This window comes from Roseovarius sp. W115, assembly GCF_032842945.2.
GTDB lineage: Bacteria > Pseudomonadota > Alphaproteobacteria > Rhodobacterales > Rhodobacteraceae > Roseovarius > Roseovarius rhodophyticola.
On sequence record NZ_CP146606.1, the window covers coordinates 2,800,050 to 2,825,440 of the forward strand.

Consider the following 25,391-nt stretch of genomic DNA (forward strand, 5'->3'; position numbering starts at 1 on the left):
TCCGGTATCACCTGCCTCAGATAGAAACCGGAAGGACGTGAAACCATGCGCGTATATTATGACCGCGATTGCGACATTAACCTCATCAAAGACAAGAAAGTTGCCATTCTGGGCTACGGCTCTCAGGGGCACGCCCATGCGCTCAACTTGCGCGACAGCGGGGCGAAGAACCTTGTCGTGGCACTGCGCGAAGGTTCAGCCAGCGCCAAGAAAGCCGAAGGCGAAGGCCTTAAGGTCATGGGCATTGCCGAGGCGGCAGCCTGGTGTGATCTGATCATGTTCACCATGCCCGATGAGCTTCAGGCCGAGACTTATAAGAAATACGTCCATGACAACATCCGCGAAGGCGCTGCCATGGCCTTTGCGCACGGTCTCAACGTGCATTTCGGCCTGATTGAGCCTAAGCCCGGTGTGGATGTTATCATGATGGCCCCCAAAGGTCCCGGTCACACGGTACGCGGCGAGTATGTCAAAGGTGGCGGCGTGCCTTGTCTTGTGGCGGTGGACAATGACGCGTCCGGCAAAGCGCTTGAAATCGGCCTCAGCTATTGCTCGGCCATCGGGGGCGGGCGCTCTGGAATCATTGAGACAAACTTTCGCGAAGAATGCGAAACCGACCTCTTTGGCGAGCAGGCGGTTCTCTGTGGCGGTCTGGTGGAACTCATTCGCATGGGCTTTGAAACGCTGGTCGAAGCAGGCTACGCGCCTGAAATGGCCTATTTTGAGTGTCTGCACGAGGTGAAACTGATCGTCGACCTGATCTATGAAGGCGGCATTGCCAACATGAACTACTCGATCTCGAACACCGCGGAATATGGCGAGTATGTCAGCGGCCCCCGTGTGTTGCCTTATGAGAAGACCAAGAAAGAGATGAAGGCGATCCTGACAGATATTCAGACCGGTAAATTCGTGCGGGACTTCATGCAGGAAAATCAGGTCGGGCAGCCCTTCTTTAAGGGAACACGCCGCATGAACGACGCACACCAGATCGAAGAAGTGGGCGAGAAACTGCGCGCCATGATGCCATGGATTTCGGCTGGCAAGCTTGTGGATCAGGAAAAGAACTGATCTGACACGATCATGAGTCGGTTGAGGCGCCCGGCAACTTGGGCGCCTTTTTCTTTTCAGGAACGCAGATGCAGAAGAACCCAGCGGTAAGTTTGCGAGACGCGACTATGGAGGATCTGGCCTTCATTCTCGAGGGGTGTCGTGCAACCTTTGAAAGGCACAAAGAAACATTTCCTCTGATGCTCAGTGACGAAGCGTTTGAGGCATTCTATGCGCCTATGGTGACATCCGCGGTAAAAAACCGAGGCGCAAAGATACACGCCTCTGCGGGATGTGCGCAAGTGGCGACTTTGAATGGGCAATTCGCTGGTTATGCGATGTTGGTTCCATCAAGCTATGGCAGTGGTTTTGAAGTCTTCGATATTCACGTTCTTGAATCTTTCCGAAAACAGGGTTTTGGTAAATCACTGCTTAATTGGTGCAAGGCTCGCAGCAGACAAGCCGGGGCGCATTCGTTGGATGCGACAGTCTGGAATCTCGATGATACCCGCGAGAAATTCTTTGAAAAATCCGGTTTTGCTAAAGTGAACTCTAGATGGCGTGCCGGAAAACTGGAAATGCCATCGCTATTTAATAGGCCGAGAGTCGTCGGAAAGTGGGGTTTCCTTTGGGATCCGCCTCTTTTGTGGGGTGCGATCATACTCTTGATCATTCTGTTGGTCGCAACATGACAGAGATATCCATCGCCAACTGGCTGCGTCTTGTCACGCTTGGCATGATCTGGGGCGCGTCCTTCATGTTTGTCACCATCGCTTTGGAGGGCGTGGGGCCTCTGACACTCGTAGCGGTGCGGCTTTGTCTGGGGGCAGCTTGTCTGCTGGTTCTGACCGCAGCACTGGGCGCGGGTTTGCCGCGTGTGACCGGCGCGGGCGCAGGCAAACTTTGGGGCTTCATTCTTGCCATGGGGTTGTTTTCCAATGCCGTGCCCTTTGCCTTGCTCAGCTGGGGGCAACAGGTGGTGGCCTCGGGGTTTGCCGGGGTGTGCATGGCGGTGGTGCCGCTCTTTATTCTGCCGCTGGCGCATATCTTTGTGCCCGGCGAGTCCATGAGCCTGCGTCGATTGGTTGGATTTGTGACCGGGACCATTGGTGTCATCGTTTTGATCGGACCGGGGGCTTTCGCCTCGACGGGTGCAGAGTTTGAGGCCCTGGCCAAGCTGGCCTGTGTTGGCGCGGCATCCTGTTATGCCGTTGGGTCTATTTTCACCCGGCTCTGTCCTGAGGTGAATCGTTTGGCCCTGGCGGCGGCGGTCCTGCTGGTCGCGGCTTTGCTTTTTACGCCCTATGCACTTGTGACTGAGGGGTGGCCACAGATGCCGCAAGGCACGAGCTTTTGGGCTTTGGTTTACCTTGGTCTTTTGCCCACGGGTCTTGCGCAAATTCTGCTTGTGCAGGTTATCCGTGAGGCGGGGCCGGTTTTCATGAGCCTCGTCAATTATCAGGTCCCCATATGGTCGGTGGTGTTTGGTGCGGTCATTCTCAATGAAGCCTTGCCGCCAAGCCTCTATCTGGGGCTGGCATTGATACTGGCTGGCGTGGCGCTGAGCCAGCTTGGTGCACTCAAGCGCCTCTTTTCCGGGCGCGCGTGATCGGGGCTTGTGTTGCGGTTGAGTATTTTGAGAACAGTGAAAGTTTCCACTGTTTTCATCGTTCTCAAAAAAATACTCAAATACCGCCGGTTGTCGCTTGCCAGAGCTTTAGCGCCTCGGCGGTTGCCGTGACATCATGAACACGGTGTAGCTGAATGCCCTGAGCAATGCCGGCCAGGGTGACGGCAAGCGAGCCGGGCATCCGAGCGCCTGCATCTTCTGTGCCGCCTATCGTGCCGATAAAGCGTTTGCGCGAAGCCCCCAGCAGGATCGGGCAGCCCAGCCCATGAAAGAGCGCGAGGTTTTGCAGAAGCGTCAGATTGTGTTCCAGCGTCTTTCCGAATCCGATGCCGGGGTCTGCGATGATGCGGGAGCGGGGGATCCCGATGGCGACCAGGGTCTCGATCCGGGTCTCAAGGTAATCGTAAACATCCAGCGCTACATTGTCGTAGCGCGGGTCCTTTTGCATCATGTCCGGTGTGCCCTGGGCGTGCATGACGCAAACCGGTAGGCCAGCCTCGGCGCAAAAGGGGGCAAGGGCGGGATCAAAAGTGAACCCGGCCACGTCATTCACAAGCGAGGCACCAGCCTCATGCGCCGCGTGTGCGACCGCCGCTTTGCGCGTGTCGATGGAGATGGGAATTCTGCTTTCAGAGCGCAGGGCCTCGATCACCGGGGCGGTGCGGCGGATTTCTTCGTCTATGGCAACCTCCTCGGCCCCCGGACGGGTAGATTCGCCGCCGATGTCGATGATGTCTGCGCCGTCGTTGATCATGTCACGCGCATGGCTGAGGGCGACGTCTGGTGCAGTGTACCGGCCGCCGTCGGAAAAGCTGTCTGGTGTGACGTTGAGGATGCCCATGAGGCGCGGGGCATCAAAGCCCAGCCCGGCAATAGGCAGGCGCGGCGCGCTGAGGCGCTTGGCAACATCGCGCGGCAGGTCATAGGCCTGTATGATGTGTGACGGGTCTTCCCGGCTGATGACCTCAACCGCATCAAACCAGCACCAGCCCCCGGCCAATGGCAGGGCTGTTTTGGGGCGTGCGTGATCACATTGGGGCAGAGGGCGGTAGTAGCGCATTGGCTTGGTCTTTGAGGTCATAACCCGGATTGCGCGATATCCTGCACCAGAACCGGCACGGGGGAGCGTTCGGGCGGTGCCTCTCCGATGAGCAACAAATCAGAGGCGTCCATATGCCCGGCAAACCAGGCCGCGAGGGCAACCGGATCATCGGGGCCAGTTTTGGGGCCGTCGACCGCATCGAGCACGATCTTGGAGGGCGCCCAGACGCTGATCTGGTCGTTTTTCATGGCCCAGTCCAACTCGGTGCGGGTGTTCACAACGACACAACGGTCATCGCGCCCGGCCAGCATCCAGGCGTTTTGCTCCAGCGCCAGGAGGTCCACGCGCCGCTGGGTCATCTTGTGACCGGTTTTGGGGCTGGGCACTTCGGCATGGCCAACGCAGAGGATGACCGGCTCGGCGCGGGCCTCCAACTGGTCCAGCCAATGCGCAAGGTTGGGGGAGCGAATGGCCTGATTTGTGAGATAGACCACATGCGGATGTGGTGTGATGTCAGGAAGGTGGCCCACAGGTTTGGTGGCCAGATCGGCGACTGAGCGTACGATCTCAACACCCAAAGCGCCCGGCCCGCGATCCAGTTTTTCAATCCGTACAAAGGTGCGCACCGCCTGTGGCTCCAGCAGGATGCGTTCGGCAATACGCTCGGCGAGCGTTTCCAGCAGGTTCAGGCGCTCGGCCGCCAGTTCGGCGGCAATGGCCTCTGTCACGCGGTCATAGCTGAGGATGCGATCCACATCGTCGTCAATGGCAACATCCAATGGGCGCACCTCGACCACCACGTTGAAAGACACACGTTGCGTGATGCCGCGTTCGGCCTGAAACGCGCCAATCTCGACCTCAACCACATGTTCGCGCACGGAAATGCGATCCAGCGGGCCATCGGGCGCTGTGGCATCGGCACGGGCCGACGGGTGCTCAAAGGCAAGACGGATTTCATTCGACATGAGGGCGATCCCAAGGGCTAGACTTTGCCCGGGGATAACATGGCCCATACTGGCAGCGAAAGGCGGAATGCGACAGGCAAGCGGACAGGTCCGCCAAGCCTGTCAATGAAGGGGAGGTTCGGTTCCGAGCCCGATATCTCGAAACCGAACCTCTTGGCACCGCCGCCGCGGTGTTCATGTCAGGTCTGCATCTCCCCAGCTTCGACCTGACACGTCAGACGTTTTTGTGAGTGGCTGTCTGTGGCTCAGCCCGAGTGAAACTGTGTCTGCCAGCAATGCCCCGCCTTTTTCGAATGCATTCGAGACAAAAGCGTTTGTGTCATGCGGATCGCGTCGCGCAGGCCAAGCTTTTCTTGCTTGAGCTGTTTGATCTCAGTGAAATCCGGTGCTGTGCGCGATTGAGCGTTGGAAATGCGTTCGTCCAGCTCGCGGTGACGGCGGCGCAGGGTGTCGATGCGGGTCTGGAGCGAGTTTAGTGAGACTTTTCTCATTTGGACTGGGGCCTCTTTTCTGTTGGGTGAACCTAATGAACTTCAATGTGGGGGTGATGTTCCTATAAAAAATCCTATTGGACCTGAAAGTTTGATTTGAAAAACCTATCTAACACCGAGGAGACGTTAAGAAGGGCGCAACGCGTTATGTTGGAACAGGTCACATTACGGCAGTTGCGCTACTTCGTGGCGCTGGCTGAGACCGGGCATTACCGCAAGGCGGCGGAGCGGTCGGGCATCAGCCAACCCTCTCTGAGCCAGCAGATTGTCAATCTGGAGGCGGCGCTTGGGCTTGATCTGGTTGAGCGCGGTCGTCGGGGGGCTGTTCTGACACCGGGCGGGCGCGAGGTGCTGTCGCTGGCGCGCAAGGTGCTGGATGATGTTGATGCCATGCACGTTCTGGCGCGGGACGCGCGCGAAGGGGTGGGTGGCACGATCCGGCTTGGTTCAACCCCAACATTGGGGCCGTATTTTCTGCCCTATCTGACGCGCCGATTGCGACAGGCCTATCCAACACTCAAAGTGATCATCCGGGATGCCGCCCCTGTGGTGCTGCAGGAGGAACTGGTGGCTGGGGTGCATGACATCATCCTGACCCAGCTTCCCGTGCAATCCGGGGATTTGCAGGTGGAACGTTTGTTTCGCGAGCCCCTCAAGCTGGCCGTGGCGCAGGATCATCCGCTGGCGCAGCAGATGCAGGTGCGTGATGCCGATCTGGCGGGGGAGGATATTCTGACACTGTCGCGGTCTTATGTGCTGCACAATCAGATTGTATCGCTTTGCGAAGAACTGGGGGCGCATGTCCGCCAGGACTATGAAGGCACCAGCCTTGATGCGCTGCGCCAGATGACGGCGCTCAATATGGGTCTGAGCTTTCTGCCGGCGCTGTATGTGCGTTCAGAAGTGGCGGCTGAAAGTGGCGATGTCGCCATTCTGCCGTTTCGCAATGACTTGTTCACGCGCTCCATCGGCGTGGTCTGGCGCAAACGCGCGGCCCACCGTCAGGCGGTGGCCCGGATCGCAGCAGTGGCACGGGAGGTGGCGTTGGAGCGGTTCAGGGGGCTGGTTTTGGTGGAGTAGGCGACGTGACTGCGTTTCGGCTTTCGCTGATGTCTCAGGCCAATGTCGAGGCGCTTTAGGACTCCGACCTGCGCGGCCTTATGCGATTTCTGACAAGACCTATGGCGACAAGGCTCCAGCCGAGGATGGCTTGGCCATGCGCGGATAGGTTTTGGGGACCCTGAAAGAACAAAAGGGTCAAAGCTTCGTAGGGGCTGCGCGGGGGCCAGATGACCCATTGCACGGGCAGGGTGGGAATGAGGATGCGGTAGTACTGATAGTAGATCTGAGGCGAGACCCACACAAAGACCCAGAATAAGGTCAGTGCTCCCAAGAGACGGAGCCAAACGGGTCTGTCTCTGAAGAGACGCCACGCTGTGATTAGGAAGAGGACGAAGAGCAGCAGGCTCAGACAAGCAAGGCCAATCTGGCCCCAGGTCGACAAATCGAAAAAAGAGTCATTTTCGTACATGGGCATCAGGTGTTTCAAAACTTTTGATTATTGAAAACAGATTTGTTGCATCTGCACTTTCAATGCTTTGTGTGTCTGGCATAAAAAAACCGCCGGTGTCGGCGGTTTTCTTTGTTTGTAAAGCGCAGCTTTTACTTCAGCGGTGCGACCGCAAGAATAACCGTGAATTGTTCGCAATAGATGTAAAGCTCGTCATACTTGTCGGTGTCGATCCCGGCAGGCACTTCGAATGTTGCGGTGCCTTTTTTGACGGTCAACTTGTCATGGATCTTGGAGCCCTTGGCGTATTTTTCGCCGCTGCCGAAGCCGATCTTGATGTCCGGTGGGTTTTTCTTGGGATCAAACACGTAGTCATCGGCGAGGACGACCTTGGTTTTTCCGTCAACTTTTTTGACTTTTACAGTGCCGGACACGTTGTACCCCTGACGGCCAGAAAGGCTGCCCTTGCGTACGTCTGAACCGGCGAAAGATGGAGTAGCGCCTAGGGTTGTTGCGGCGGCTGCGGCCAGTGTCAGGCCCGCGAATTGGCGACGAGTAACAGTCATTGAGGTGTTCCTTTGTTTGGATCGTGCGGCAGAACATGGAGCCTTTTTGTCGCAGCCGCTAGGGGCTGAACCGTCACGTGCGATCAAGTTGGGGTGAAAGATTGTAGCAATCTGCTTTGTGCTGAGCCGGATATTTCGCGCCTTGGCCAAAAGAAACAGGCCTCAGAGGATCTCTGAGGCCTGTTTTTATAGTGTACTGAAACGGTGTTCAGTGTGCCGGTTGCTTGTCCCAGTCTTCCTGCTTGGGCAGGATCTCGAACGTGTGCTCCGGCGGAGGGGACGGCAGAGTCCATTCCAGCGTGTCTGCATATTCGTTCCACGGGTTGTTTTCTGTCACCCGCGCACCCCGGAAGAGCGCGTAGGCGATGACACCGAAGAAGAAGATGAAGCTGGCGAATGAAATGAACGCGCCAATCGAAGACCAGTAGTTCCAGAGGGCAAACGCCTCAGGATAGTCGATGTAGCGGCGTGGCATGCCCTGACGTCCCAGGAAGTGTTGCGGGAAGAAGGTCAGGTTCGCACCCAGGAACATTGCCCAGAAGTGCAGTTTGCCGGCCCATTCAGGATACATGCGCCCGGTCATCTTGGGGAAGTAGAAGTAGATGCCCGCGAAGATCGCAAAGACCGCACCAAGGCTCATCACATAGTGGAAGTGGGCCACAACATAGTAGGTGTCGTGATAGGCCCGGTCGACGCCAGCCTGCGACAGGACAATCCCGGTCACACCGCCCACGGTGAAGAGGAACAGGAACCCAAACGCCCAGAGCATGGGTGTTTTGAACTCAATCGATCCCTGCCACATAGTGGCGATCCAGCTGAAGACTTTCACGCCTGTAGGCACCGCAATGACCATCGTGGCCAGCATGAAGTAGGACTGCTGCGTCAGCGACATGCCCACAGTGTACATGTGGTGCGCCCAGACAACGAAGCCCAGAGCGCCAATGGCGATGAGAGCCCAGACCATTGGCAGGTAGCCAAAGACCGGTTTGCGCGCGAAGGTCGCAATCACGTGGCTGATGATGCCAAAGCCGGGCAGGATGATGATGTACACCTCCGGGTGTCCGAAGAACCACAGGATGTGCTGGTAGAGGATTGGATCCCCACCACCGGCCGGGTCGAAGAAGGTCGTCCCGAAGTTGCGGTCGGTCAGAAGCATGGTGATCGCGCCCGCCAGAACAGGCAGCGAGAGAAGGATCAGCCAGGCTGTGACGAAGATCGACCAAGAGAAAAGCGGCACTTTGAAGAGCGTCATGCCCGGTGCCCGCATGTTCAGGAAGGTGGTGATCATATTGATCGCACCCAGGATCGAGCTTGCACCTGAGACATGCACAGCGAAAATCGCCAGGTCCATCGACATGCCTTGCTCGGTGGTCGAGAGCGGCGGGTAAAGCACCCAACCCACGCCAGACCCAAGTTGGCCATTGCCCCCTGGTGCCAAAAGTGAGGCAACGCCCAGAGATGTACCTGTCACATAGAGCCAGAAGCTGAGGTTGTTCATGCGCGGGAACGCCATGTCCGGCGCGCCGATCTGCAATGGCATGAAGTAATTGCCGAAGCCGCCGAAGAGGGCGGGGATCACGACAAAGAACATCATGAGGACACCGTGATAGGTGATCATAACGTTCCACAGATGCCCGTTTGGCGTACATTCGCCCGCGGCAGCCGCCGTAAAGCGCGCGCCTTCCAGACACATGTACTGAACACCCGGCTCCATCAGTTCGAGCCGCATGTATACGGTAAAGGCCACCGAAATCAGGCCGACAAATGCCGACACGATAAGGTAGAGGATACCGATATCTTTATGGTTGGTGGACATGAACCAGCGGGTAAAGAACCCGCGATTGTCTTCGTGTCCGTGCCCGTGAATGGCTGCGTCTGCCATCTAGGTGCCTCCTGTTGGTCAAAATATGGGGACACCGGTAATGCCTCCGGTCAAATGAGACTCAGAGACAAGGGCGTGTCCCGCAACACGCGTTGTTTCTAGAATGTCACGCGTTCGGGAGCAATGCATGAGTTTGATTTGGCACAAAGAATTCTGTCTGGGCTGCAGATAATGGCCAGTAGAGCCCATGCGCTTCTGTCTGATTAAGGAAAAATTATTATTTTCAGCACTTTATGTGGCGAGGTTTTCGCGCGGTTCCTGGGTTAGCTGTGCAGAATTGGTAAGAATTGAGCGCAAATTGCCGAGAATTTCTTCTCAGGCGCGACATACTGGCGCGCCGGGTTGAAAACTATGCGTGAAATCTCGCGGTGATATGCTCCGCAGGAATTTACCGAAGCGCTCTTGCAGCCCCTTCTGGGGGCCACTACAGTTTTGAAAGAGAGCGGCCCCTTGAGGGTCGTGCGACACATATCAGGCAGGCACATCATGCAAGATCCGATCGACACCTATATGAACACGCTCGTCCCAATGGTTGTAGAGCAAACCAGCCGGGGCGAACGGGCCTATGACATTTTCTCGCGGCTGCTCAAAGAGCGGATCATTTTCCTGAACGGCCCGGTTCACGACGGCATGTCGAGCCTCATCGTGGCGCAGCTTCTGCACTTGGAGGCGGAGAACCCGTCCAAAGAAATTTCCATGTATATCAATAGCCCAGGCGGCGTTGTTACATCAGGTTTGTCGATCTACGACACAATGCAGTACATTCGCCCCAAGGTCAGCACACTTGTCATCGGCCAAGCCGCGAGCATGGGTAGTCTGCTTTTGACCGCAGGCGAGGCAGGCATGCGGTTTTCCCTACCGAATTCCCGAATCATGGTTCACCAGCCCTCTGGCGGGTATCAGGGTCAGGCGACAGATATCATGATCCATGCGGAAGAAACGCTGAAGCTTAAACGGCGCCTTAATGAAATATACGTCAAACATACCGGACAAACGCTGAAGAAAGTCGAAGAGGCGCTTGAGCGTGATAACTTCATGGCACCCGAAGACGCTAAGGCTTGGGGTCTCATCGATGAAATCGTTGAAAACCGCGCCAAAGGTGAGGACGAAGACAGCTGATAGCGCAGGTGAATTAAGCGTTGTGGTGCTCCTGCACCTATCTTAAGCTGCGCGACATGGATTAACGTGTTCGATCTTCACAGACGAACGACATGAGGTAAAGATGAGCTGCGTGTTTTGCGCGGGATCTGGGCGAGAATTTTGAGGCCCGAAAGGTACGAGAGATGGCAAACAGTTCTGGCAGCGACAGTAAAAACACCTTGTATTGCAGCTTTTGCGGCAAGAGCCAGCACGAAGTGCGCAAGCTGATTGCAGGTCCAACAGTTTTCATCTGCGACGAATGCGTCGAGCTTTGCATGGACATCATTCGTGAAGAAACCAAGACAGCCGGTCTGAAATCTTCCGACGGTGTGCCGACCCCGCGAGAGATCTGCGACGTGCTTGACGATTACGTGATCGGACAGGCGATGGCTAAACGGGTTCTGTCGGTGGCGGTGCACAATCACTACAAGCGGCTCAATCATTCGGGCAAGAATGACATTGAATTGCAGAAGTCGAACATTCTTCTGATCGGACCCACAGGCTGCGGTAAGACACTTCTGGCGCAGACATTGGCGCGTATTCTGGATGTGCCGTTCACAATGGCCGATGCCACGACGCTAACTGAGGCGGGCTATGTGGGTGAGGACGTCGAGAACATCATCCTGAAACTTCTGCAGGCCAGCGAATACAACGTTGAACGTGCACAGCGCGGCATTGTCTATATTGACGAGGTCGACAAGATCACGCGTAAATCTGAGAACCCGTCGATCACCCGCGATGTGTCAGGCGAGGGCGTGCAGCAGGCACTTCTGAAATTGATGGAAGGGACCGTTGCCGCTGTTCCGCCGCAAGGAGGACGCAAGCATCCGCAGCAGGAATTCCTGCAGGTGGATACGACGAATATTCTTTTCATCTGCGGCGGGGCCTTTGCCGGTCTCGACAAAATCATCAGCCAACGTGGCAAGGGTTCTGCCATGGGTTTCGGGGCTGATGTGCGCGATGTGGATGATCGCAACGTGGGCGAAGTGTTCAAGGACCTGGAGCCAGAGGACCTGCTGAAATTCGGTCTGATCCCGGAATTCGTTGGCCGCCTGCCGGTCATCGCAACACTGGAAGATCTGGATGAAGACGCGCTTGTTACGATCCTGACGCAGCCCAAGAATGCGCTGGTCAAACAGTATCAGCGCTTGTTCGAGCTTGAGACAGTGCAGCTGAGCTTTACCGACGATGCATTGGTGGCCATCGCCAAACGCGCGATTGAGCGTAGAACCGGCGCCCGCGGGTTGCGCTCTATTCTGGAAGACATCCTGCTTGATACGATGTTTGACCTGCCGGGTCTTGAGAATGTCGAGGAAGTCGTGGTCAACGAAGAGGCGGTGACCTCCGAGACGGCACCTTTGATGGTGCATTCCGATGCAAAGCCGGAAGAAGCCAGCGCGAGCTGATCATTCTGTCGGAACAGGGCGTTCGTTTGGTGTGCAGTCTCGGTCTTTTGCATTTGGGTCGCGCCAGCTTGCGTATAGGTCGATCAAATGTTCAAAAGTTTTTAAATTCGTTTTTTGTTCTGCTGCGATCAAATACCGGGCGTCGTCTACCAATCTGCACATCACACCCCTTATGGTTTTCTTAAGCATGGCTTCATCAAGATCACCATCGGCCAACCCAACCGCCAGAAATTCATAGTAGTTTAGAATGACACTAAGTGCCTCGGCTGCACTTCTTCTACAATCCATAGAAGGGGCATCGGTTGAGGTGGAACTATATTCTGATACGTAGTCTGTATAGAACTGCTCTGGGTTTATGTCTTTTCCAGGTGGATAAACCTGTTTTCTTGTTTTGTTCAGTTGACTGTAGGTTTCAGAAAGGCGCGTTTCCAGGAGAATTGTGATCGTATGCTGCTTGCGACGATCTTGCTGAGTTTTACGGGTTGTTTGGATGTAGGTCCAAATAGCGAAACCAAGGCCAAGAATGGCTGTCAGAGTCGAGGCCGCAATAGAGAAGAGGGAAACGAGGACTTTGTATTCTTCGGACGGCGTGTCTGGGATTTGTCGCAAAAGCTGATCAAATTCGCTGGTCAGTAGATGCGTGCTTATGGCTGCGAAAAACAAAATAGCTGCGGCCAATAAAACCGCAGCTGCGAATAAAAACAATACTTTAAGACTATTGTCGAACACGTCGCCGTTCGATCAACCGTTGCCCATACCTTCAAATGTCATTTTGCGGTTCCCTTTTCTGGTTCCACACACTTGCTATCAAATATAAGCGTGGATTGCAATTTCACCAGTCCCCACCGTGCTTTAAATGAGTTAACAATTTGTTAACGCACCAATAATTGTTCCGAAACGCTTTTGCGCTCTTACTGCACTGGACCTCGGACGCTATCTGCGGCATATCTGGAACAGGGAAAACCGGAGGGACTCCATGGGTCTTCTGACAACGCTTCTTCGATCTGTGACCTGGTGGAACGGTGCCACGCTGAACACGCTTATTCACACGCGCCGCAAGGGCGTGAAAGTGGGTGAGGATGATCAGGGCAATATCTTTTATCGGGATCGGGAGAACAAGCGGCGCTGGGTGATTTTCAACGGTGAGGCTGAGGCGAGCCGGGTGAGCCCGGACTGGCATGGCTGGCTGCACCACACTTATGCCGAGCCGCCGACCGAGGCACCGTTGCCGCGGAAGACCTGGGAGAAACCGCACGAAGAAAACCTGACAGGAACGGCGCTGGCCTATGCGCCAGCGGGATCGATCCGGCGTGGGGATCCCGAAGACCGACGCGACTATGAGGCATGGTCGCCAGAATAAGTGGGTGTTCGATGGTCGAACGCCAGATAAAAGCAGTGAGGCCGGGGTGACCCGATGAGCAATGAAAATCTGACAGAGGTCGCCGTAGGCGGCGTTGTGCTTGCGGTTGCCGCAGGCTTTTTGTTTTACGCAGGTCAAGTGACCGGCTTTTCCGCAGCCCCGAGTGAATATGCTCTGACCGCAAGCTTTCGCAGCGCGGATGGCGTGGATGTGGGCACGGATGTCCGGCTGGCCGGTGTCAAAGTGGGGCGCGTGACCGAGCTTGAGCTTGATCCCGAAACGTATCGTGCGCGCGCGGTGATCAGTGTCCGTGACGATATCGAAGTGCCGGACGACAGTGCCCTGGCCATCAGCTCGGAAGGGCTTTTGGGGGGCAACTTCGTAGAAGTCTTGCCGGGCGGCTCTCCGTTTTATTTTGCGGCGGGCGACGAGATCGAGTTCACTCAAGGCTCGATCAGCCTGATTTCTCTTTTGACCAAATTTGTTGCCGGTGACAGCGAGGACAGCAGCGAATGAGATGCCTCGGCCTCGGTTTCTGGGGGCTGTGTGTTGTGCTGAGCACCTCCGCATGGGCTCAGGAGCAAGTTGAGCCAGGCACGGGGGTTGTTTTGCGCTGGCTTGATAAGATCAACGGCGTCACTCAAGACATTGAGATGGCCAACGCCACATCGCACCAGCAAAGCTCGCTTCGGATTGAGTTGGGTGAATGCCGTCATCCAGTGGGCAACCCGGCGGGGGATGCCTATGCGTTTCTGACGATCCACGCGGAAAATGACACCAAACCGGTGTTTTCGGGATGGATGATTGCGTCCTCACCAGCGCTCAATCCCATGGAGCATCCGCGTTACGACGTGTGGGTGCTGCGGTGTTTGACGCAATAATACAGATTAAAGCGTAGAAGCCAGAGGGTGCGCCAGGATATCGGCGTTTACGTCCAATGCGTCGCTCAGATGCGATCTGTAGGTGGCGCGGCTGATCTCGATTGCGCCCAAACGCGCCAGATGAGGTGTGAGAAACTGCGTGTCAAACAGCACAAAGCCACAGCGACGCAGGTGATTGACGAGATGCGCTAGCGCCAGTTTTGAGGCATCTGTGCGCCGCGAAAACATGCTTTCGCCGAAAAACGCGCCCCCAAGGGTGACACCATAGACACCGCCGGACAGGGCCTCGTCTTGCCAGATTTCAAGAGAGTGAGCGTGCCCAAGCCTAAACAGGTCTGAATAGAGTGCCTGAATTTCGTGGCTGATCCAGGTGTTTGGGCGATCTGCGCAGGCATCCAGAACACCTTCGAAATCCCGGTTCAGGCTGACGCTGTACTCGGCGCGCCTGATGCGTCGTGCGAGTGAGCGGGATGTGTGAAACCCATCGAGCGGCAGCACACCACGACGGCTGGGATCCACCCAGAAAAGTTCATCATGGTCGCGGGACTCCGCCATGGGAAAGATGCCGGTCGCATAGGCGCGCAGCAGTATTTCCGGGACGAGACCGTCTCCGTTCTGCGCCAAATCACGTGCCCCCATTTTGACAATGTTGTGGGGCGTTGCCCCGTGGTGCGATGGCAACTATTCTACTGCGTTCGATGGGACATTCAAAGAACACTCTTCTCTGACGTGTGATTTAGTCCTGCAGGTTGGTTTCTAACCAGTGTTCCAACCAGTGAATATTGTACGATCCATCCAGAACGTCATTTTCCTGCAAAAGCGCATGGAAGAGCGGCACGGTGGTCTCGACACCGTCGACGATCAATTCCCCAAAGCGCGGTCCAGACGCGCCAGTGCAGAGGCGCGGTCGGGCCCGTGCACGATCAGCTTGGCAATCAGGCTGTCGTAATAGGGTGGAATCGTGTAGCCGTCATAAAGGGCGGAATCCATGCGCACGCCCAACCCGCCGGGTGCGTGAAACTGGCTGATTGTGCCAGGGCGCGGGGCAAACTCGGGAAGCTTTTCGGCGTTGATGCGCACTTCAATAGCGTGGCCATTGATGCTCAGGTCGTCCTGATTGAAAGACATCGGCAGACCCGCGGCGACGCGGATTTGCTCGCGTACCAGATCGACACCGAAAATAGCCTCGGTGACGGGGTGTTCCACCTGCAGGCGCGTGTTCATTTCGATGAAATAAAACTCGCCATTCTCGTAAAGGAATTCGATTGTACCTGCGCCGGCATAGTCGATCTTGGCCACAGCATCGGCGCAGATCTTGCCAATGCGGGCGCGTTCCTCTTCGGAAATGCAGGGGCCGGGGGCTTCTTCAAGCACCTTTTGGTGGCGACGCTGCAAGGAGCAGTCGCGTTCGCCCAGATGCACCGCCTTGCCCTTGCCATCGCCAAAGACCTGAATTTCGATGTGGCGCGGCGTGGTGAGGTATTTTTCGATATAGACCTCGTCATTGCCGAAGGCAGCTTTGGCCTCTGATCGGGCGGTTTGAAACGCCATGTCGATGTCATCTGCGGTTTGCGCCACCTTCATGCCGCGCCCGCCGCCACCGGCGGTGGCCTTGACGATCACCGGATAGCCGATGTCTTTGCACAATGCGCGAGCGGTTTCGAGATCAGGCACTCCGCCGTCAGAGCCCGGCACACATGGCACGCCGAGGTCTTTCATCGTGTCTTTGGCCGTGATCTTATCGCCCATGACCTGAATATGCTTGGCGGTGGGGCCGATAAACGTAAGGTCGTGGTCATCAACGATCTGCACGAAATTGGCATTCTCGGACAGAAACCCGTAGCCAGGGTGGATGGCCTGTGCACCTGTGACTTCGCAGGCGGCAATGATCGACGGGATCGAGAGATAGCTGTCGGTGCCGGGGGTGGGCCGATACAGACGCTTTCGTCTGCCATGCGAACATGCATGGCGTCGGTGTCGGCGGTGGAATGGACCGCGACACTCTGAATGCCCATCTCGCGCGCGGCGCGGATCACGCGGAGTGCGATCTCGCCTCGATTGGCAACAAGGATTTTATCGAACATCGCGGACAGGCCTTATTCGATGATCATCAGCGGCGTGCCAAACTCGATGGCCGCGCCGTCTTCGACCAGAATGCGTTTGACGGTGCCTGCGCGCGGGGCGGGGATGTGGTTCATGGTTTTCATCGCTTCCACAATGAGAAGCGTATCGCCTTCTGATACCTGATCCCCAACGGAGACAAAGGCCGGAGAGCCGGGTTCGGCCTGCATGTAAACGGTGCCGACCATGGGCGAGGTCACGGCGCCGGGATGACTTGCGGGATCTTCAGCCGGGCTCGCCTCTGCTGCGGGCGCGGCGGCGGCGGTTGCCGGGGCGGCCGGCGCGGCGGCAGGGGCTGCAACCGGGGCGGCAGCCACTTGCGCGACGACTTTTTGTTTGCGGCTGACGCGGACATTGAGGGCATCATCGGCACCGTAATCACGCTTGACCTCAAGCTCTATCAGGTCGTTGTCTTGAAGCACTTCTGCCAGGGCCTTGATAAAGGCGACATCCGCCTCGTGCGATTTATTCGGCATCCTGTATCCTCGAACCTTGCATGTTTGCCCTGTCCCCAAGGCTTTGCGTCTTTTTTGGGCGCTTATAGGGGATGCGTCATCCCTTGAAAAGCGCGGAATTGCCTAGGAATTTGGCGCATTTGCCGCCCGATTGCGAGGGGGAATTCCAAAAAAGGTGACGCTACGTCCACTTTACGCGGTTTGCGCCTGATTTTACCTGAGAATTCGCAAGTGAGATAGATTGCCGGAGAACGCTTCAGGTGGTTTTGTGACCTTGGAGGGCACGTTCATGAATATTGCGGGCTGGCTGGAAGATCAGGCAAAGGCACGGGGTGCGGCCCCGGCGATCTTTTATGGACATGATATGGTCTGTGACTATGCCGGGTTTCGTGATCGGGCGGCACGCATGGCCGGGGCATTTTTGGCGCGAGGCCTGAAACCTGGTGATCGGGTGGCGATATTTATGGGCAATCATCCCGATTACCTCATTTCGCTCTTCGGCGTCTGGTACGCAGGCCTGGTGGCTGTGCCGATCAATGCGCGACTGCATGGCAAGGAGGCGGCGTGGATTATAGACAACGCCGGGGCGACGTTGTGTGTGTCGACGGGTGCGCAGGCGGAGGTCTTGAAAGGCGTGGTGGACGTACTGACCCCTGAGGTCCTTTCCAGCGCACCCGTTGCATATGATGCCTCGCGCGTTTCAGCCGACCTCGCGTGGTTGTTCTACACCTCCGGCACAACGGGGCGGCCCAAAGGAGTGCAGATCACCCATGGGATGCTGCGGGTGATGTCGGAGAGTTATCTGACGTCTGTTGACGAGGTCACATCTGACGATGCCACGCTCTACGCCGCGCCAATGAGCCATGGCGCGGGGCTATACGCGTTGGTGCATGTGCTCAAGGGCGCGCGGCACATCGTGCCGGTGTCTGGAGGCTTTGATCCCGGCGAACTTCTTGATCTGGCGGCGCATTTTGATCGGCTGCATGTGTTTGCGGCTCCGACAATGCTCACTCGCCTGACGGTTTGGGCGCAGGAGGCGGGACGCACTGGTCGAGGGTTGCGCAGCCTCGTGCTAGGGGGTGCGCCGCTCTACGAGGTGGACTTGCGCGCCGCGCTTGCGCAGTTTGGGCCTGTGTTTCTGCAAATTTACGGGCAGGGCGAGGCACCGATGGGGATCACCGCGCTTGGTCGGGAAGATATTGTGGCGGGGCGGAAACTTACCACAGTGGGGCAAGCTCAGAGTGGCGTTTCTCTCAGGATTACAAATGGTTCTGGTGCAATATTGAAGTCAGGGCAGATTGGTGAGGTTGAGGTGCGAGGAGACCTGGTGATGCCGGGGTATTGGCAAAACCCCAAGGCAACGGCCGAGACGCTGCGCGATGGGTGGTTGCGCACGGGCGATATGGGGCATCTGGATGATGAGGGGTATCTGACGCTGGTGGATCGGTCCAAGGATATGATCATTTCTGGCGGGCAGAATATCTATCCACGCGAGGTAGAGGAGGTGCTTTTGACCCATCCTGACGTCGTTGAGGCCTCGGTGATCGGGCGTCCCTCTGAGCAATGGGGTGAAGAGGTGGTGGCCTTTGTCGTGGCGCATAGAAAAGGTCTGAATGAGGCGGCGCTTGATGCCCATTGCCTTGCAAATATCGCGCGGTTCAAGCGACCCAAGGCCTATGTTTTTGTCGAGGATATACCGAAGAACAACTACGGGAAAGTGCTCAAAACCGCACTTCGAGATCGTCTTTCAGGCGGTTGATCTAAAATGATTTAGTGGGATTGGAGGCTTTAGTCTTCATCATCCCCAGCCAAAAGTCGATCCGCCTTTTTGCGCACCAGAACCGAGCGCAGGTCGTGCATGGCCAGCAAAAGCGCATCTGTGACCTCTTCGAGATCTTCATCACTGGCGCGCGACTGGGCCCAATGGGTGGTGGTGTTGAGGTAGTCCACCGCGCGGTGAACGTCGTCAATATCGCGCTGAGCCAAAAGCGCGGTGCGCTCGGCCATCCACGTCTGAATGGTCTCCAGGTCTTCTTCGCTCAACTCCCGGTCGCCATGCGGTTTGATTTGGCCGTTGCGAATGTTGATCACCGCAATCTGCTCCATCTCAATACGGCGTTGACGGTTTTCGGTGTCTACGCGAAAGACGAACGCGCCGTTGTCACGGACACGGAAGTAATAGTCTGGAAGCTCGCCGCTCACATTTGGCTCCGGTCTCAGTAATTGGTCAGTTTGCTTAGCGCAGTTTGCTGCAAAAGTCCTGAATCCGGGTGCAGGCCTCTTTCAACGCCTCATCAGATGTGGCGTAGCTGACACGGAAGTTGGGCGAGAGGCCGAAGGCGGCGCCAAAGACCACGGCGACACCCACCTCGTCCAGAAGGGCGGTGGCAAATGCTTCGTCGCTGCCAATTTTCGCGCCCTTCGCGGAGGTCTTGCCAATAAGCCCGGCAATCGAGGGATAGACATAGAAGGCCCCATCGGGCGTGGGGCAGGTGACGCCGTCAATCTCACTCAGCATGCCAACTACGAGATCCCGGCGGCGCACAAACATCTCGTTATGTGGCGCGATGAATTCCTGTGTGCCGTTGAGCGCCTCGACGGCGGCCCATTGGCTCACCGAGCAGGGGTTGGAGGTCGATTGCGACTGGATCTTGCGCATCCCACCGATAAGCACCTCCGGTCCCGCAGAATAGCCAATGCGCCAGCCGGTCATGGCATAGGCCTTGGACACGCCGTTGCAGGTCAGCGTGCGGTCATAAAGCCCCGGCTCGACCTGTGCAGGGGTGCAGAATTTGAAATCGCCGTAGGCGAGGTGCTCGTACATGTCGTCGGTCATGACCCAGACATGCGGGTGACGCATCAAAACGTCGGTGAGCGCCTTCAACTCGTCCCAGGAATACCCTGCGCCGGTAGGGTTGGAAGGCGAGTTAAAAATGAACCAGCGGGTTTTTGGCGTGATTGCCGCTTCAAGCGCCTCAGCGCTGAGTTTGAAGCCGGTCTCAAGACCAGCCTCGACAATCACAGGTGTGCCACCCGCCAGGAGGACCATATCGGGATAGCTCACCCAGTAGGGTGCGGGGATGATCACTTCATCGCCAGGGTTCAGCGTCGCCATCAGGGCGTTGTAAAGGATTTGTTTACCACCAGAGCCAATACTCACCTGTGAGGGGGTGTAGTCGAGATCATTGTCACGTTTGAACTTGTCACAGACGGCCTGCTTCAGCTCCGGGATGCCATCGGGCGCGGTGTACCGCGTTTTGCCCTCTTCGATGGCGCGAATGCCTGCGGCGCGGATGTTTTCGGGTGTGGGAAAGTCCGGCTCCCCTGCGCTGAGGCCGATGACGTCTTCGCCAGCGGCCTTTTTTCCATCGCCAGGGCCGAGATGGCCATGGTGGGCGAGGGTTTCACGCGTGAAAGTGTCGCGGAAAGAGGATTCATGTCGCGCTCCAGGTGGAATTGGGTCTTCGGCTGTCTTAGTTAGAGCACGGATTGGGTTCAAGACAACATTGCGGGTTACGTGCAAGCAAGACCCTGGAGCCTGGAGAGTGAAACATGAACGCACCGAGCAAAGACGACTGGTATAATCCCGAAGCGACGACATTTGGGGATCGTGTGGCAGGCGCCCGCGAGGTGGCCGGCATGACGCAGGAAGAATTGTCGCGACGTCTGGGGATCAAGCTCAAGACGCTGCGCGCTTGGGAAGACGATCTGAATGAGCCGCGCGCCAACAAGCTTTCGATGCTGGCGGGGGTTCTCAACGTGTCTTTGCTCTGGTTGATCAGCGGTGAAGGCGATGCGCCGGATGGCCCGGATGAACGGAACGGTGGCAACCCCGACGTGGCTCATATTTTGAAGGATATGCGGGACCTGCGCATGCAGATCACCGCGTCTGCGGACCGGCTTGCGATGCTGGAGCGCAGCTTACGGTCCTCTGTGCGAGAGCAGGCGGTTGAGTGAAGACGGTCACACCCGTTTGAAACGGCTGCACATGCGCTCAATGCGACGCGGCACCAAGGAAATGGATATCCTTCTGATGCGCTTCGCGGAGGCGCATCTGGCAGGGCTGAGCGCTAAGGAGCTTGATCTCTATGAGGCGCTTTTGGAAGAAAACGATCAGGATCTCTATATCTGGATCAGCGGACAGGATCATGCGCCGGAGAAGTTCAGGGGCATCATCTCGCGTATTTTAGAGAGCAGCGCGCCCAAGTCTGCGGCATTTTAGACGTTATTGCACGTATTTAACTGAATATTGGGCATTTTCCGCCAAACCCATCGCCGAGCAGTATCGCACGGAGATGTATAATGAGTTTTCAGTCAAACATGCCCTCGCAGATGACGGGCGACGGGTTTTTCACAAACTACCTTGATGCCCTGGCGCTGGTCGAGCGGTTGCACCGGCTTTTGCTTGACGTGATCAAGGATGAGTTTGAGCGCGTGGGGATCCTCGATATCAACGCGGTCCAGGCGCTGTTGTTGTTTAACATCAGCGACAATGAAGTGACCGCCGGTGAGCTTAAGTCGCGCGGGTATTATCAGGGCAGCAATGTCAGCTATAACCTCAAGAAGCTGGTCGACACCGGCTATATGCACCACCAGCGCTGTGAGATTGACCGCCGGTCGGTGCGCGTGCGCCTGACCGAGAAGGGTCGCGGTATTCGCGATGTGGTGGCGGCTTTGTTTGAGCGGCATGCCGAGGGGCTGGAGAGCAAAGGCGTGCTTGGCAATGACGGGATCGACATGATCACGTCATCCTTGCGTCGGGTGGAACGCTACTGGGCCGATCAGATTCGGTACATTTACTGAGACTGAGGCAGGTTTCAGCGCTGTGCATTCACTTTGTGGGGCGCAACAAAGATAGGTTCGGGAGGCGTAACTCCCGGATCAGTTTGCGGCGCATGGCCTCGGTAAAATCCTTATGTTTGTCGGCGCTTTCAACAAAGGCGCCGGGACCGCGCAGAACAAACTCGCTGTAATAGGTGAGCAGGGATTTTACGTTGTTCAGGTTCTTGGTTGTGTTGGCGCGAGATTTGGGGCCGATAACCAAACCGTTGATTGTCATATCGCCTAGCATTTCTTCGGTGATGGCCTGAGGATGCGCCCCAACATTCGCAGGACCGTCACCTGAAATGTCCAACGTCTTTTTCCAACACTCGGACTGTTGCGCCAACTGGCTTGCGCCAAACAACATGGCGGCTGCGATGGCGGTGGTGGCGTCGTTGGTGAAGCGCTGGTTCGTGCTGAGCAAATTCGCGGCGATCTGATCAAGTTCTGTGCTGGAGCGGATTGTGCTCCAGGGAGTGATAATCCGCTGGTTAGAAAGCCCGCTCCATTCGTAGATCATCAACCGCACGGGCCTTTCTGGCACGGCAAGAAAGGCCGCGCGCACGTCATCTGAGGTCAGAGCGGTCGCAAGCCCGTCAAGTTGCAATCGGTATTCGCGCGCGTCTACAGAGCCCGAGACATCAAGGCCGAGGGCAAGCGCCTGACGGCACTGAGCTTGCGCCGCTGAAGTGGCCAAAAGTACGGCGAGGGCAAAGAGCGTTGTTCGGATCATCCCGGCTCTTGCGGCGACGGGGCGCGGCCCAGGACGATATCGTTGATCTCGCGGTAGAGTTTTTTGGTCATCGCCTCTCGGAATTCTTCAAACCCGTTGGCCACGACCAGAAATGCACCCGGTCCATGCAGGACCTCTGTGCCGTAATATGCCAGCACATTGGCGTCCTCGCCGAGGATGACCAAGCCGTTCACAGTCACGTCTTTTAACGGAAAGTGCTTATACGCTTCACGTGGACCATATCGGTAGTTGTTCACACCGTCGCCCGAGACATCAATCACCTTGCGCGTACAGTTTGGTGCGCGTTGCAAAAGTGATGCGCCAAAGCCGAGGGCAGGGCCCATGGAGGTGGGAAAGTCGTCATGGCTGCGCCGCATGTCGGCCAAGGTGGCCACGGCGGCTGTGATCGTGCCCTCGCTGTCAAGGATGGTCCAGTCCAGCTGCAGCTTGTGTTGGTAAAAGCCGCTCCATTCATAAACCGCGAGCGCCACGGTTCCGGGGGCGCCATGCAGAATCGCGTGGCGTACTTCATCGGCGTCCAGAGCAGCGGCAAGGCCAATACGCTGCAGGTCGTATTCCCGCTGATCGACAGACGACGACACATCGACAGCCAACACCAGAGCGAGGCGGCAGCTTTGTGCTGCGGCGTGAATAGGCAGGCAAAAAAGGGTCAAGCAGAGCGCGCAAATGCTGATTTGACGCCCCATCACCATCACTCGGACAGGCGGCGCAACTGCGTGCGTGCGGCGTCGTCCAACCGGGCCCGCATGACCATCTGGTGAACGAACAAAATATCTTCGGTGCGCGTGCCCTGACCAATATTGTGGGTGATGAGGGGGCGTGTTCCATCTGCAGTCCGCTGGGTGCTGACGATCCCGATATGCGGAAGGTTGGAGCCCACCAGCCGCCAGCTGACGATGTCGCCGGGGGCAAAGTCATCCGGATCGTCACTTGGCGGACGCGCTACGCCAATCCGTTCGAGTAAGGTCTCAAGGTTAGGCACGCGGCGGTGGTCAATATTGCGGTCCGTGGTGCTCAGGCCCCAGATCGCGGGGTACGCCGAGAAAGCCGCTTTCATGTCCCGGTTCACAGCGACTTGCAGGTCGATGTTATGCGCATCGCGCAGGGCGCGGATCACCACATCGGTACACACGCCGCGATCACGTGGGATGTCCCCGCCGGGGAACGAGAGGCCCTGATAGGAGGGATCGTAGTACACGGTCACGCCGACCTGTTCTGCCGCCGCATCGGCCAGTGGATCGGCCAGCGCACCGGATGCCCAAATTCCCAGTGCCGCCGCGGTCCATATCAGACCTTCGCGCATCACCAATGCCCTGTGTTTTCCATACTCGCCCAAGGCTCGGCCGGGGGTAGGGCATCACCGGCCTGCAAAAGCTCAATCGAGATGTTGTCGGGGCTACGCACAAAGGCCATATGCCCGTCGCGCGGCGGGCGGTTGATGGTCACGCCATTGTCCATCAGGTGCTGGCAGGTCTCGTAAATGTTGTCCACGAGATACGCCAGGTGCCCGAAATGACGGCTGTCCGAGGGCAGGGCATCATCGCCATCCCAGTTGTAAGTGAGCTCGACAGGGCACTCTTCCTGCCCTTCAGGCGCCAGGAAGATAAGCGAAAACCGTCCACCTTCATTGTCATAGCGGCGGGTCTCTTTGAGGCCCAGAAGCTTGTAGAATGACAGCGACTCATCGAGGTCTTTGACCCGGACCATCGTATGCAGGTATTTCAGACCCATATGCATCTCCCTGAAATTTGTTTTGCGTTATCCAAGAGGTAGCGGATTTGGGGGTGAGTCCAGAGACAGATTCGTGAACAACGGGTCTGTCCAGACCAACTAGATTCAGCGCGGCTTCCCTTACTTCCACCTGATATTGAGGTTTCAGCGCTCTTCGCTGCCATATATAGTCGGTATCGACTCGGCCTGTGGATTTTCAAACGGGCTATCTTCGCCGGATGGAAACGCATGCAACAATATCATGACGCCCTGCAGCAGGTTCTCGATAGGGGGCAGTCCTCCTCTGACCGGACGGGGACTGGCACGATTTCGACCTTTGGATTGCAGGCGCGTTATCCGCTGTCAGAAGGATTTCCTTTGGTCACAACCAAAAAGCTGCATCTGCGGTCGATCATTCATGAGCTTTTGTGGTTTCTCTCAGGCGACACGAATATCCGCTATCTGAAGGAGAACGGGGTTTCGATCTGGGATGAATGGGCTGACGAGGATGGTGATCTCGGTCCGGTTTACGGCCACCAATGGCGGCGGTTTCCCGCACTTGAGCCAACGGATGATCCCGAGCTGTTTCGCCGCCGTGAGATTGATCAGATCTCCAACCTAATCGACATGATCAAGACCACGCCGGACAGCCGCCGTTTGATCGTGTCGGCCTGGAACCCCGGCGATGTGCCGGACATGGCCCTGCCACCGTGTCACACGCTGTGGCAGGTGCGGATCATCGGGCACAAAATGCATTTGCAGCTCTACCAACGCTCGGCTGATATGTTCCTCGGCGTGCCGTTCAACATCGCTTCTTACGCGCTGCTTTTGGAAATGTTGGCGCATGTGACGGGATACGAGGCGGGGGATTTCGTGCACACGATTGGCGACGCGCATATCTATTCGAACCACACCGAACAGGTGGCACTTCAACTGACGCGCACGCCAAAACCCTTGCCCAAGTTGCGGATCACGCGGGAGGTCCGGTCCATCTTTGATTTCAAATTTGAGGATTTTGAGATCACGGGCTATGACCCTGATCCGCATATTTCGGCACCGGTGGCGGTCTGATGATTTCTTTGATTGTTGCGCGCGACCGAAATGGGGCGATTGGCCGGGATGGAGATATTCCGTGGCATGTGCCAGAAGATCTGAAGTTTTTTCAACGCGAAACGATGGGCGGCGCGGTCATTATGGGGCGCAACACGTGGACCAGTTTGCCGCCGGTGGCGCGTCCCTTGAAAAACCGTTTGAATCTCGTGGTGTCGTCCGGCGCGCCTGAAGGGGCTGAGCATGTGTTGCCATCGGTTGAAGCCGCGATTGAGGCGGCCAAGGCTGCGGGGCATGCGCGCATTTATGGGATCGGTGGGGCAGGGATTTACACGTCTATGTTGCCGCTCGCACAGCGGCTCTTGATCACCGAGGTGGATTTGGACGTGGACGGGGCGGATACCTGGTTTCCAGCGGTTGAGATGGCAGACTGGTCCGAAACACTTCGCGTTGATCTGCGCTCAGAAGGGCCGAAATGTGTTCTGGTGGAGTATATGCGCCGCATTTGAGCCGGTGCTCCGCGCGCTTTGGTTCAGGCCGAGGGGGGTCAGCCTGATCCA

General features: G+C 56.9%; 28 protein-coding genes and 2 pseudogenes. 15 read left to right on the forward strand and 15 right to left on the reverse strand.

The genetic code is table 11. From position 1 onward, the window contains the following. Positions 1 to 45: 45 nt before the first annotated feature. From ilvC to RZS32_RS14190, 3 genes are all read left to right on the forward strand, one after another. The gene (gene ilvC, locus RZS32_RS14180; protein ID WP_317057614.1) at positions 46 to 1,068 is read left to right on the forward strand and encodes a ketol-acid reductoisomerase; all 1,023 of its coding nucleotides are present in this window, start codon (positions 46 to 48) and stop codon (positions 1,066 to 1,068) included. Between the two features lie 107 nt (positions 1,069 to 1,175). Further along, positions 1,176 to 1,739 carry a GNAT family N-acetyltransferase gene (locus RZS32_RS14185; RefSeq protein WP_317057615.1) on the forward strand — a complete coding sequence of 188 codons (564 nt, stop codon included), beginning with the start codon at positions 1,176 to 1,178 and terminating at the stop codon, positions 1,737 to 1,739. After that, positions 1,736 to 2,656 (forward strand): DMT family transporter, encoded by a 921-nt coding sequence (locus tag RZS32_RS14190; RefSeq protein WP_317057616.1) that lies wholly within the window; start codon positions 1,736 to 1,738, stop codon positions 2,654 to 2,656. The genes RZS32_RS14185 and RZS32_RS14190 overlap by 4 nt, the downstream gene beginning before the upstream one ends. Before the next feature lie 76 nt (positions 2,657 to 2,732). Here RZS32_RS14190 and folP read toward each other — a convergent pair whose 3' ends face one another. From folP to RZS32_RS14205, 3 genes are all read right to left on the reverse strand, one after another. Then, on the reverse strand, positions 2,733 to 3,737 hold the full coding sequence (folP, locus tag RZS32_RS14195) for a dihydropteroate synthase (protein WP_317057617.1): 1,005 nt from the start codon (positions 3,735 to 3,737) through the stop codon (positions 2,733 to 2,735). 17 nt (positions 3,738 to 3,754) lie between these two features. Beyond that, the gene (locus RZS32_RS14200; RefSeq protein WP_317057618.1) at positions 3,755 to 4,684 is read right to left on the reverse strand and encodes a dihydroneopterin aldolase; all 930 of its coding nucleotides are present in this window, start codon (positions 4,682 to 4,684) and stop codon (positions 3,755 to 3,757) included. Between the two features lie 245 nt (positions 4,685 to 4,929). Continuing rightward, positions 4,930 to 5,175 (reverse strand): YdcH family protein, encoded by a 246-nt coding sequence (locus tag RZS32_RS14205; protein ID WP_317057619.1) that lies wholly within the window; start codon positions 5,173 to 5,175, stop codon positions 4,930 to 4,932. 147 nt (positions 5,176 to 5,322) lie between these two features. Here RZS32_RS14205 and RZS32_RS14210 point away from each other — a divergent pair, with 147 nt between their 5' ends. Then, entirely contained in the window at positions 5,323 to 6,255 is a 933-nt protein-coding gene (locus tag RZS32_RS14210; RefSeq protein WP_317057620.1) for a hydrogen peroxide-inducible genes activator, read from the forward strand. A 582-nt stretch (positions 6,256 to 6,837) separates the two neighbouring features. Here RZS32_RS14210 and RZS32_RS14215 read toward each other — a convergent pair. Both RZS32_RS14215 and ctaD read right to left on the reverse strand, forming a co-directional pair. Then, positions 6,838 to 7,251: a DM13 domain-containing protein gene (locus RZS32_RS14215; RefSeq protein WP_317057622.1), complete on the reverse strand. Its 414-nt coding sequence runs from the start codon at positions 7,249 to 7,251 to the stop codon at positions 6,838 to 6,840. Positions 7,252 to 7,459: 208 nt separating this feature from the next. After that, positions 7,460 to 9,133 carry a cytochrome c oxidase subunit I gene (ctaD, locus tag RZS32_RS14220; RefSeq protein WP_317057623.1) on the reverse strand — a complete coding sequence of 558 codons (1,674 nt, stop codon included), beginning with the start codon at positions 9,131 to 9,133 and terminating at the stop codon, positions 7,460 to 7,462. 486 nt (positions 9,134 to 9,619) lie between these two features. On the opposite strand from ctaD, the gene RZS32_RS14225 reads away from it, so the two are divergent. Further along, positions 9,620 to 10,252: an ATP-dependent Clp protease proteolytic subunit gene (locus RZS32_RS14225; RefSeq protein WP_317057624.1), complete on the forward strand. Its 633-nt coding sequence runs from the start codon at positions 9,620 to 9,622 to the stop codon at positions 10,250 to 10,252. A gap of 164 nt (positions 10,253 to 10,416) precedes the next feature. Then, the gene (gene clpX / locus RZS32_RS14230) at positions 10,417 to 11,679 is read left to right on the forward strand and encodes an ATP-dependent Clp protease ATP-binding subunit ClpX (protein WP_317057625.1); all 1,263 of its coding nucleotides are present in this window, start codon (positions 10,417 to 10,419) and stop codon (positions 11,677 to 11,679) included. Here the strand turns inward: clpX and RZS32_RS14235 are convergent, their stop codons facing one another. Beyond that, positions 11,680 to 12,408, reverse strand: a complete 729-nt coding sequence (locus RZS32_RS14235) for a DUF4760 domain-containing protein (protein ID WP_317057626.1) — start codon at positions 12,406 to 12,408, stop codon at positions 11,680 to 11,682. A 247-nt stretch (positions 12,409 to 12,655) separates the two neighbouring features. Between RZS32_RS14235 and RZS32_RS14240 the strand changes: the two genes are divergently transcribed. Genes RZS32_RS14240 through RZS32_RS14250 form a run of 3 tightly spaced genes read left to right on the forward strand, consistent with a single transcriptional unit; the run spans position 12,656 to position 13,920 of the window. Beyond that, positions 12,656 to 13,039, forward strand: a complete 384-nt coding sequence (locus RZS32_RS14240; RefSeq protein ID WP_317057627.1) for an NADH:ubiquinone oxidoreductase subunit NDUFA12 — start codon at positions 12,656 to 12,658, stop codon at positions 13,037 to 13,039. A gap of 54 nt (positions 13,040 to 13,093) precedes the next feature. After that, positions 13,094 to 13,555, forward strand: a complete 462-nt coding sequence (mlaD, locus tag RZS32_RS14245) for an outer membrane lipid asymmetry maintenance protein MlaD (protein WP_317057628.1) — start codon at positions 13,094 to 13,096, stop codon at positions 13,553 to 13,555. Continuing rightward, positions 13,552 to 13,920, forward strand: coding sequence for a DUF2155 domain-containing protein (locus tag RZS32_RS14250; protein WP_317057629.1), 369 nt, complete (start codon positions 13,552 to 13,554; stop codon positions 13,918 to 13,920). Before mlaD ends, RZS32_RS14250 begins: the two co-directional genes overlap by 4 nt. Before the next feature lie 6 nt (positions 13,921 to 13,926). On the opposite strand, the gene aat is transcribed toward RZS32_RS14250, so the two are convergent. The 3 genes and pseudogenes from aat to accB all read right to left on the reverse strand — a co-directional run bounded on the left by aat (position 13,927) and on the right by accB (position 16,517). Beyond that, a complete protein-coding gene (gene aat / locus RZS32_RS14255; protein WP_317057630.1) occupies positions 13,927 to 14,559 on the reverse strand; it encodes a leucyl/phenylalanyl-tRNA--protein transferase in 633 nt (210 codons plus the stop codon). A gap of 97 nt (positions 14,560 to 14,656) precedes the next feature. Then, positions 14,657 to 16,004: pseudogene (accC, locus tag RZS32_RS14260) on the reverse strand (acetyl-CoA carboxylase biotin carboxylase subunit). Positions 16,005 to 16,016: 12 nt separating this feature from the next. After that, positions 16,017 to 16,517, reverse strand: a complete 501-nt coding sequence (gene accB / locus RZS32_RS14265; RefSeq protein ID WP_317057631.1) for an acetyl-CoA carboxylase biotin carboxyl carrier protein — start codon at positions 16,515 to 16,517, stop codon at positions 16,017 to 16,019. A 268-nt stretch (positions 16,518 to 16,785) separates the two neighbouring features. On the opposite strand from accB, the gene RZS32_RS14270 reads away from it, so the two are divergent. Continuing rightward, positions 16,786 to 18,255 (forward strand): class I adenylate-forming enzyme family protein, encoded by a 1,470-nt coding sequence (locus tag RZS32_RS14270; protein ID WP_317057632.1) that lies wholly within the window; start codon positions 16,786 to 16,788, stop codon positions 18,253 to 18,255. A 29-nt stretch (positions 18,256 to 18,284) separates the two neighbouring features. Here the strand turns inward: RZS32_RS14270 and RZS32_RS14275 are convergent, their stop codons facing one another. After that, positions 18,285 to 18,698, reverse strand: a complete 414-nt coding sequence (locus RZS32_RS14275; RefSeq protein ID WP_317057633.1) for a hypothetical protein — start codon at positions 18,696 to 18,698, stop codon at positions 18,285 to 18,287. A gap of 34 nt (positions 18,699 to 18,732) precedes the next feature. Further along, positions 18,733 to 19,934, reverse strand: a pseudogene (locus tag RZS32_RS14280) (pyridoxal phosphate-dependent aminotransferase). Between the two features lie 114 nt (positions 19,935 to 20,048). Here RZS32_RS14280 and RZS32_RS14285 point away from each other — a divergent pair. The 3 genes from RZS32_RS14285 (at position 20,049) to RZS32_RS14295 (ending at position 21,299) form a co-directional block, all read left to right on the forward strand. Next, on the forward strand, positions 20,049 to 20,453 hold the full coding sequence (locus RZS32_RS14285) for a helix-turn-helix domain-containing protein (protein WP_317057635.1): 405 nt from the start codon (positions 20,049 to 20,051) through the stop codon (positions 20,451 to 20,453). After that, complete coding sequence (locus RZS32_RS14290; RefSeq protein ID WP_422395917.1) at positions 20,446 to 20,718, forward strand: succinate dehydrogenase assembly factor 2; 273 nt, start codon at positions 20,446 to 20,448, stop codon at positions 20,716 to 20,718. The genes RZS32_RS14285 and RZS32_RS14290 overlap by 8 nt, the downstream gene beginning before the upstream one ends. A gap of 80 nt (positions 20,719 to 20,798) precedes the next feature. Next, on the forward strand, positions 20,799 to 21,299 hold the full coding sequence (locus RZS32_RS14295; protein WP_317057637.1) for a MarR family winged helix-turn-helix transcriptional regulator: 501 nt from the start codon (positions 20,799 to 20,801) through the stop codon (positions 21,297 to 21,299). A 28-nt stretch (positions 21,300 to 21,327) separates the two neighbouring features. Here RZS32_RS14295 and RZS32_RS14300 read toward each other — a convergent pair whose 3' ends face one another. From RZS32_RS14300 to RZS32_RS14315, 4 genes are read right to left on the reverse strand one after another with little or no spacing between them, the layout of a single operon-like run. After that, positions 21,328 to 22,050, reverse strand: coding sequence for a DUF1194 domain-containing protein (locus RZS32_RS14300; RefSeq protein ID WP_317057638.1), 723 nt, complete (start codon positions 22,048 to 22,050; stop codon positions 21,328 to 21,330). Beyond that, positions 22,047 to 22,724, reverse strand: a complete 678-nt coding sequence (locus RZS32_RS14305; RefSeq protein WP_339106685.1) for a DUF1194 domain-containing protein — start codon at positions 22,722 to 22,724, stop codon at positions 22,047 to 22,049. Before RZS32_RS14305 ends, RZS32_RS14300 begins: the two co-directional genes overlap by 4 nt. Positions 22,725 to 22,762: 38 nt before the next feature. Next, positions 22,763 to 23,374, reverse strand: a complete 612-nt coding sequence (locus RZS32_RS14310; protein WP_317057640.1) for a DUF1287 domain-containing protein — start codon at positions 23,372 to 23,374, stop codon at positions 22,763 to 22,765. Then, a complete protein-coding gene (locus RZS32_RS14315; RefSeq protein ID WP_317057641.1) occupies positions 23,374 to 23,802 on the reverse strand; it encodes a VOC family protein in 429 nt (142 codons plus the stop codon). The genes RZS32_RS14310 and RZS32_RS14315 overlap by 1 nt, the downstream gene beginning before the upstream one ends. A 228-nt stretch (positions 23,803 to 24,030) precedes the next feature. On the opposite strand from RZS32_RS14315, the gene RZS32_RS14320 reads away from it, so the two are divergent. Next, positions 24,031 to 24,852 carry a thymidylate synthase gene (locus tag RZS32_RS14320; RefSeq protein ID WP_317057642.1) on the forward strand — a complete coding sequence of 274 codons (822 nt, stop codon included), beginning with the start codon at positions 24,031 to 24,033 and terminating at the stop codon, positions 24,850 to 24,852. Beyond that, positions 24,852 to 25,340 carry a dihydrofolate reductase gene (locus tag RZS32_RS14325; protein WP_317057643.1) on the forward strand — a complete coding sequence of 163 codons (489 nt, stop codon included), beginning with the start codon at positions 24,852 to 24,854 and terminating at the stop codon, positions 25,338 to 25,340. The genes RZS32_RS14320 and RZS32_RS14325 overlap by 1 nt, the downstream gene beginning before the upstream one ends. The last annotated feature ends 51 nt before the right edge of the window (positions 25,341 to 25,391 follow it).